Raw genomic sequence first — 7680 nt, forward strand, 5'->3', positions numbered from 1 at the left:
CCCTGGACGCCCTCGGCACCGCCCCGCCCGGCTACCGGCTGCTGCCCGCCCACCCCTGGCAGCTCGATCTCGTCGCCCGCGACCTCGCGCCCGCCTTCGCCGACGGCCGGCTGCTGCGGCTCGGCACCACCGCGTTCGACACCTGGCCCACGGCCGCCGTCCGCACGGTGTACGAGCCCGTCCGCGACCTGTTCCTGAAGTTCAGCCTGGACGTCCGCATCACCAACGACATCCGCCGGCTCTGGCGCCACGACCTCGGCAGGCTCCGCCGTACCGACACCGCCGCAGGACGCGCCTTCGCGGCTCTGGGCCCGTCCGCGGCCTGGCTGAGCGACCGCGGCTACCGCACCGCCGCTTTCGCCTTCGAGGAACTGGCCGTCCTGGTCCGCGACGGACTGCGCGGCCATCTGCTGCCGGGCGCCACCCCGCTGCTCGCGGCGGGGCTCGCCGAGGGCTTCGAGGGCAGCCCGCTGGCCGCCGCCCCCGACCCGGCCGGCTGGTGGGAGGCGTATCTGCGCCAGGTCGTGCCGCCCGCCCTGACCGCGTTCGCCGACCACGGGGTGGTGCTGGAGGCCCATCTTCAGAACACCCTCGTCGCCGTGGACGCGGCCGGCACACCCGTGCAGGCCCTGTTCCGGGACGCCGAGGGCACCAAGCTGCTGCCGGACACGACCCGGGCCGCCGGCTGGGAGCGGCTGGTGTACTGCCTGGTCGTCAACCACCTCGTGGAGATCGCCGGCGCCCTCGCCGACCACCACCCCGGCCTCGACCCGTGGCCCGCCGCCCGCCGCGAACTCGCGCGCCACGACCTGCCCGAGATCCCCGCCCTGCTCACCGCGCCCACCCTGCCCGGCAAGACCAACCTGCTGCTGCGCTGGACCGGAGCGGACGGCGCGGACGCCCGCTACCTGCCCCTGCCGAACCCGCTGGCGGACTGACCGCACGCACGGGGGCGGCGCGCCCGAGAAGCGAGGCCGGTCCGGCCGCCGCCCGCCGGCCTTCGACCGCGAGGCGTACAAGCGGGCAACACCGTTGAGCGGTGCATCAACAAGCTCAAGCGGTGGCGCGGTCCGGCCACCCGCTACGACAAGACCGCCACCGTCCACCCCGCCGGGCTCCACGTCGCCGCCATCTTCATCCGGTCGGCCAGATGATCCGGAGGAAACGGCCTGGTCTGCTCTAGGTCCACGGAGGAACCGACGTCCTCCATGTCGAGGAGTCCGTCCGCACTGCCTGGGCGACCTCGATAAGCACGTCGACGCGCGGGCGCCATACTGCTCGGCCCGGGCGATCCGGGCCCGGTGGTCGCGGATGGCGGCACCGACGCCGCGCGGGCCGGTCTGGCGAATCCGGCCGCCGACACCGATCTCGCACCGCGGTTCCCACCGACACCGAACTCAGAATGCGCCGGCGACGTCGCCGGCACTGGCCGATTCGTCCTGCGCCATGCCAAGGAAGCGCCGGATCACTTCGACCGGCATATCGAGCCCCTCGGACGCGGACTGCTCGTCACCGAACACCTGCACAGCCTCGGTGACGGCCACAGCCAGTTCAACCTCTGCCTTGCGGACCTTGGCCTCGGCCTTGTCCACGGTGTCAACCACCGCCAACTGGCGGCGCTGCTTCTCCTGAAGCCGCTGTTTACGGGAAAGGGCTTTGGCAGAGTTCTGCACAGACATGACCAAGATCATAATCAATCGTGTGCGTGCCCAACGCCCTGTGGGTGCTGGTCAGCCACACAGCGAGCCGGTGGTCAGGTGGTACCGGCGCACGGTGACGAGGGTGTGCCAGCGGTCGCTTACGGCGTTGGCGGTGTCGAGCCGGCGGGCGGGGGAGGGCTGCGGGAGTGGGCGGCCGGCCATGAAGTGAGCGATGTCCATGGAGTAGGCGAAGTCGCCGCTCACGCGGCCGGCGTTGCGGGCGAGGGCGGTGATGCGGGTGGTGAACGTCATGATGCGCAGGTCGAGCCCGGTCAGTAGCTGTTCGGCGAGGCGCAGTTCGTCGTCAGCGGCGGCCGGGTCGGTGAAGGGGTTCACCAACTGTCGGTGGGCACCCAGCGTCCGCGCCGTAGCCTGGCGGCGGGCAGGTGATGCTGAGGGCGCATGTGATCTCGACGTCCCACGGGGCCGAGGAGTCTGCACTCCTCGCCGCAACGACCAGAGCAGCCCCTCCCGGGGGAGGACGGAGAACGCAGCAGTGATCGGCATGGAGTTCCGCACCGACGACGTTCCGGCCGACGAGCGGTTCGACCGCTGGCGCGAACTCATCGACCGCACCCGGGCGAACGACACCACCAGTCCCCATGCCGCCGACTTCCGGGCGGAGATGCGCGTGCTGGAGCTTGGGCTCATCACCGTGTGGCGCACCTCGTTCTCGCCCGCCCACTTCCGGCGAAACGCCCGCCGGATCCGCCGCGGCGACGCCGAGTACTACCACCTGTCCCTGCTGACCGAGGGCGGGCTGACGCAGGTTCAGGAGCGCGGCACGAGCGCCACGATCGGCCCCCGCGGGCTCCTCGTGGACTCCAGCTGGCAGGCGTGCGAGGCCCTGGCACACGCCACGCGCCTCCCGGCCGACGGCCGGCCGGGCACCGTCGCCGGCGTGGGCGTCGACCTGCCCCGCGCCCTGCTGCCGCTTCCCGCGCGCCAGGTGGAAGGGCTGCTGGGCCGCGGTCTGTCCGTACGGAACGGCCCCGGGGCACTCCTCGCGGAATTCCTCCTCGGGCTCGACCGGCAGGCCGTTGCGCTCCGGCCGGCCGACGCGCCGCGGCTGGGCGAGGTCACCCTGGGCCTGGTCTCCGCCTCCTTCGCCCACGCCCTGGATACCGAGGACGTCCTACCCGCCGAGACCCGGCACGAGGTCCTGGCCCGGCAGGTGCGCGCCTTCATCCAGCAGCACCTGCGCGACGTGCAGCTGACCCCCGGCACGGTCGCCGCCGCGCACCACATCTCCCTCAGCCATCTGCACCGTGTCTTCGGCGAGCAGTCCCCGGGCGACACGGTCGCCGCCTGGATCCGCTCCCAGCGCCTCGAGCGCATCCGCGCCGACCTCGCCGACCCCTCCCTGCGCACCCGGCCCATCCATGTACTCGCCGCCCGGTGGGGCATGCCGCGCGCCTCCCAGTTCACCCGCGCCTTCCGCGCCGCATACGGAATCTCCCCCCGCGACTACCGCCACCAGGCTCTCTCCGGCCGGAGGTGAGGAAGACGGCGACGGATCTCAAGATGTGCGGACGCCAGCACAACACGGGCGGGCGGAGAGCGGGCATTCTCGCGGTGCGTCACCCGAAGGGTGTACGCCCGAAAGCACAGGAGGGGGACATGAGCACGCACGATCCGGTTCCGGGCGCGCCCACGCCCGGGAAGGTGTGGCTCGTCACGGGCACCACGTCCGGCTTCGGACGGTGCATCGCCCAGGCGGCACTGGACGCGGGCGACACCGTCGTCGCGGCCGCCCGCAGGCCGGCGGTTGCACGACCTCGCCGCCTCGTACCCCGGCCGGCTGGTCCCGGTGGCCCTGGACGTCACGGAAGCCGACGCCATGGACGCGACGGTCGCCGCCGACGTGGTGGCGCGCTTCGGTGTAGATGAGCAGCATGGGCGGTCGGCTCTCCTTCGCCGGGGTCGGCGCCTGCCCGGCCACCCAGTTCCCCCTCGAAGGGCTGAGCGAGGCGCTCGCCGTCGAGGTCGCCCCCGTCGGCATCTAGGTGCTCATCGCCGAACCCGGCTCCTTCCGCACCTCGTTCGCCGGTGGCGACGCGCTGCGGCAGACCGCACAGATGCCGGAGTACGCCGAAGCCGTCGGCGCTGTCCGCAAGGGCCTGCCCGAGAGCGACGGCAAGCAGTCCGGCGACCGGGCGAAGGCCGCCGCCGCCATCCTGAAGGCGTTGGACAGCGAGTACACCCCGCTCCGGCCGGCCCTCGGCAACGACGCGTTCGACGCGATTACCCAGCACGCCGATCTTTCCCTGGAGCAGGCCCTCGCGTGGGAGCCGGTCAGCCGCGGCACGGACTTCGACGACCGCGACGGCCTCGGTGATTGACCGCGCGAGCACCTACTGGAGCCCCGCGCAAGGCCAGGGGCTCCGCCGCGTCCGCCCGTCAGCCCGCGGCGTCCGTCGCCGCCCGCATCAGCTCCGCCGTATGGGAATCGGCGGGAAAGAACGTCTCGATGGCGATCTCGTCGAGCGTCACGTCACGCGGCGAACCGAACACCGTCGTCGTGTACAGGAGCGCCAGCTCGCCGTACGGGCTCGCCAGCCGCAGTGGCACCACCAGGTCGTCCGCCGGACCGTGGACGGGCGGCCCGGAGGGGTCCTCCGTCGGGGCCGGGTAGCTCTCCAGCTCGGCGAGGAGTTCCGCGAGGCCCTCGGCCGCCGTCCGAACCAGCTGACGGCGGACCCGCCGCAGCACATGGGCCCGCCACTGCGCGAGGTTCCGAATCCGTCCCGCGAGCCCGTCCGGGTGCAGCGTCGCCTTGAGGACGTTGAACGACCGGTCCGCGCCCCCGGCCGCGTCGCCGAGGAACAGGCGTGCCGCACGGTTCGCGGCCATCAGCTCCCAGCGCACGTTCACCGCGAGCGCCGGATGCGGCTCGTGCCCGGCGAGCACGGCCCGTACGGCTTCGTGTGCCGCGCCCAGGTCGGCGAGGGCCCGCTCAGTGTGTACGGGCGCGTACCCCGCGGCGAGATAGAGCGCGTTGCGGTCGCGCAGCGGCACCTCCAGCTCGTCGCAGAGCCGCCGGATCATCTCCCGGCTCGGATTGGCCCGCCCCGTCTCAATGCAGCTCAGGTGGCGGGTGGACAGCTCCGCGGCGAGCGACACGTCGAGCTGTGAGCGCCGGCGGCGCTCGCGCCAGCGCCGCAACAGCACACCGACCGGTTCCGCCGTGACGGTGGCAGTGGCGTTGACGGTCGCGGCCAACGACGCGGCGGCGGTGGTGGTGCGGGCGGTGATGGTGGCGGTCGTCGTCATGGTTCCCACCTTGCTCCTCCTCCTGGGCGACGGCCATGACCTCGTAGGTCATCGACACCCGGCGCCGGTTCCCGGCACCGTCGTGCTCCGACGGCCCACCGCGACCCGACGGCTCACAGCCGCCCGACGGCGCCCCGCCGCGACGGCCGGCCCACCGATTCCAAGGAGGACACCGGACATGACCGGGACCAGCACCGTGCAGAACCTCCCCTTCGCCCAGCTCGTCGACGCATATCTGCTGTTCTGGAACGCCGACACCGCCGAAGAGCGCGACCGGGCCGCCGAGACGGCCTTCGCCGACGGCGTCGCGTACCGCGCGCCCATCGGACTCCTCGACGGCACCGAGGCCCTCACGGACTTCCGCGAGCGGTTCGTCGGCCACATGGACCGCGCCGCGTTCCGCCTGCGCGGACGTCCCCAGACCCACCACGCCCGCGCCCGGCTCGCCTGGGAGATCGTCACCGGCGACGGCGATTCCTTCGCGGAAGGCACGGACATCCTCGATCTCGGCGAGGACGGCCGGATCCGCTCCGTCACTGTCTTCCTGGACCGGGCCCCCGAGGGCTTCGACCCGGAGACGGCGGCGCACGAGCCGCACGCCGCCGCCTGAGCGTGCCCCGCGCTCATTCCGCCTCGGGCCGCGCGAACGCAGCGCGGTGGGCGGCGGCCCACTCGCGGAAGGAGCGGGGCGGTCTGCCGGTCACCTCCTCGACGGTCGGGTAGACCTGGGACTCGTCGAGGGTGCCGTCGCCGTAGAAGCGGAAGAACGCCCGGATGTATGGCTCCGGCACGCCCGCGGCCGCCATCTCCGTCCGGCCCTCCTCGTCCGACAGGGCGTGGAAGCGCAGGTTCCGGCCGAGGGCCTCGCCCAGGATCGCCAGGCGCTGGGCCGGCAGCAGCGGTTCGGGCCCGCTCAGCGCGTGGACGCGTTTGTCGTGGCCCGGGTCGAGCAGGGCCCGGACGGCGACGGCGGCGATGTCGTACGGGTCGACCGACGCGACCGGCACCGCGCCGAACGAGTCCCGCACGACGTCGCCCGCCCGTAGCTGCGGCAGCCACCGCAGGGCGTTCGACATGAAGGCGTTCGGGCGCAGGAAGGTCCAGGCGAGCCCGGACTCCCGGACCGCCGTCTCCGAGCCGATCATGTACTCGGACAGGACGTTGCGGGTGTCGGTGGCGACCGTCGCGAGGCTGGAGAGCAGCACGACGCGCTCCACCCCGGCCCGGCGCATCCGGTCGAGCAGCCCGGGCATGTCCCGGTATCCGGGCAGCAGGAAGACCCCGCGGACGTCGTCGAGGGCCGGGGCGAGGGAGCTGGGATCGTTCAGGTCGCCGACGGCCTGCTCGACCTTGTCCGCCTGCCAGGCCGACGGCTCCACGGGCCGCCGGACCAGTGCGCGCACTGGCTCCCCTGCGCGAGCCAGGGCCTCGACGACCTCTCCGCCGACGTTCCCGGTGGCACCGGTGACTAGGATCATGCCAGCGTCCGGGCGAAGTGCGCGGCCACCGTGTCGACCGCGACCGTGACCTGCGGCTCGGAGTCGTAGAAGTCGAACTGGGTGCCCTCCGTCCACAGGATGTCCTTCGGACCGGCGAGCCCCGCGTGGAAGCGGCGGGCGCCGTCCGGGATCGCGGCGTTCTCGCTGTGCACGAGCACGGTGGGCCGGTCGATCCGCGGTGCCAGCGCGACCGCGTCGTACATCAGCCAGTCCGCCCAGGACATGACGGCGAAACGGTTGGGCCAGGAGGGGATGGCGCCGCGCTCGGGGTTGAGGTAGAAGTCGATGTCGTACGGCATGGCGGCGCGCTCATCAGTCGCGGAGACCACCGGCACGTACGTGACCTCGCCGGTCTCCTCGTAATGGGCGTGGGCTTCCAGGCCGGCCTTGACGCGCTCGGCGACTGCCTCCGCGCCGCCGTAGGCGGCCTCGCAGATCTCGGCGTCGTGCAGCCACGGGGCCACCAGGGCGAGCGAGCGGACCCGGGGGTCGCTCGCGGTGTTGTCGGACATGTACATCGCGGCCGCGCAGATGCCGAGGGCGCCGAGGCGTTCGCCGTCGACCGCCGGATGGCCGGCCAGGAAGGTGACCGCGTGGTGGATGTCGCGGACCTTGCGGGCCGGGTGCTCCACGTCGCGTGGTTCGCCCTCGGATTCGCCGAAGCCGGTGAAGTCGAAGGACAGCGCGGCGTATCCGTGTGCGGCGAGCCGCTCGGCGTACCGGTCGGCCATCTGCTCCTTCACGCTCGTCCAGGTGCCGGCGACCACGATCCCGGGCAGCGGGCCGGCCGCGTCGGCGGCGTCGGGCAAGAACAGGTTTCCGGTCAGGGTGACGCCGTCGCTCTCGAAGGCGACCTTGAGGGGCTGAGTCATGCGTACTCCAACGTGGCTCGGGTGATCAGTCCGTCGGTGAGGTCCAGGCGGTAGCGGGCGCGGAAGCCGTCGCCCGTGCCGCCGGGGCGGAAGCGGACGAGGCGTGTGGTCCCGCCCGGGTGAGGCGTGTGGTCGAGCAGGGTGTAGGCGCCGCCGATGACCTCGGCGGCGGCCCAGCGCCGGATCGCGTCACGGCCGCGGATCTCGCGGCCGACGTCGACGACCAGGCCGTCCGGCGCGAACGCGGCGGCGACGCCGGCGGCGTCCCGGTCCGCCACGGCGTCGAGATAGCGCCGGGCGGCGGGGTGGAGCGGGCGGTGCGAGCCGGCGGGGGAG

10 protein-coding genes and 1 pseudogene are annotated in these 7680 nt (G+C 73.0%); 5 read left to right on the forward strand and 6 right to left on the reverse strand.

The window, feature by feature from the left end; all coding sequences use genetic code 11:
* Positions 1 to 938 (forward strand): IucA/IucC family C-terminal-domain containing protein (locus CCN44_RS30640; RefSeq protein WP_276329135.1); only part of this gene is annotated, 938 nt, incomplete at its 5' end.
* Positions 939 to 966: 28 nt separating this feature from the next.
* A pseudogene (locus CCN44_RS46635) lies at positions 967 to 1154 on the forward strand (IS5/IS1182 family transposase); the annotation flags it as partial.
* A 243-nt stretch (positions 1155 to 1397) separates the two neighbouring features.
* On the opposite strand, the gene CCN44_RS30645 reads toward CCN44_RS46635, so the two are convergent.
* Together CCN44_RS30645 and CCN44_RS30650 are read right to left on the reverse strand one after the other, a co-directional pair.
* The gene (locus tag CCN44_RS30645; protein ID WP_223283738.1) at positions 1398 to 1679 is read right to left on the reverse strand and encodes a hypothetical protein; all 282 of its coding nucleotides are present in this window, start codon (positions 1677 to 1679) and stop codon (positions 1398 to 1400) included.
* Between the two features lie 51 nt (positions 1680 to 1730).
* Entirely contained in the window at positions 1731 to 2036 is a 306-nt protein-coding gene (locus tag CCN44_RS30650) for a hypothetical protein (RefSeq protein ID WP_086701234.1), read from the reverse strand.
* A gap of 160 nt (positions 2037 to 2196) precedes the next feature.
* On the opposite strand from CCN44_RS30650, the gene CCN44_RS30655 reads away from it, so the two are divergent.
* On the forward strand, positions 2197 to 3201 hold the full coding sequence (locus CCN44_RS30655) for a helix-turn-helix domain-containing protein (RefSeq protein ID WP_086701237.1): 1005 nt from the start codon (positions 2197 to 2199) through the stop codon (positions 3199 to 3201).
* A gap of 505 nt (positions 3202 to 3706) precedes the next feature.
* A complete protein-coding gene (locus CCN44_RS48055) occupies positions 3707 to 4042 on the forward strand; it encodes a Rossmann-fold NAD(P)-binding domain-containing protein (protein WP_237481704.1) in 336 nt (111 codons plus the stop codon).
* Between the two features lie 58 nt (positions 4043 to 4100).
* On the opposite strand, the gene CCN44_RS30665 is transcribed toward CCN44_RS48055, so the two are convergent.
* The gene (locus CCN44_RS30665) at positions 4101 to 4973 is read right to left on the reverse strand and encodes a helix-turn-helix transcriptional regulator (protein ID WP_086701239.1); all 873 of its coding nucleotides are present in this window, start codon (positions 4971 to 4973) and stop codon (positions 4101 to 4103) included.
* 178 nt (positions 4974 to 5151) lie between these two features.
* Between CCN44_RS30665 and CCN44_RS30670 the strand changes: the two genes are divergently transcribed.
* Positions 5152 to 5583 (forward strand): isomerase, encoded by a 432-nt coding sequence (locus tag CCN44_RS30670; protein WP_086701242.1) that lies wholly within the window; start codon positions 5152 to 5154, stop codon positions 5581 to 5583.
* 13 nt (positions 5584 to 5596) lie between these two features.
* Here the strand turns inward: CCN44_RS30670 and CCN44_RS30675 are convergent, their stop codons facing one another.
* The 3 genes from CCN44_RS30675 to CCN44_RS30685 form a co-directional block, all read right to left on the reverse strand.
* Positions 5597 to 6451 (reverse strand): NAD(P)H-binding protein, encoded by an 855-nt coding sequence (locus CCN44_RS30675; protein ID WP_086701245.1) that lies wholly within the window; start codon positions 6449 to 6451, stop codon positions 5597 to 5599.
* On the reverse strand, positions 6448 to 7344 hold the full coding sequence (locus CCN44_RS30680) for an alpha/beta hydrolase (RefSeq protein ID WP_086701248.1): 897 nt from the start codon (positions 7342 to 7344) through the stop codon (positions 6448 to 6450). The genes CCN44_RS30675 and CCN44_RS30680 overlap by 4 nt, the downstream gene beginning before the upstream one ends.
* Positions 7341 to 7680: nuclear transport factor 2 family protein (locus tag CCN44_RS30685; RefSeq protein ID WP_208639872.1), on the reverse strand; the 340-nt coding region annotated here is incomplete at its 5' end. The genes CCN44_RS30680 and CCN44_RS30685, both read right to left, overlap by 4 nt.

Source organism: Streptomyces tricolor (assembly GCF_002155905.1).
In the GTDB taxonomy this organism is placed as follows: domain Bacteria; phylum Actinomycetota; class Actinomycetes; order Streptomycetales; family Streptomycetaceae; genus Streptomyces; species Streptomyces tricolor.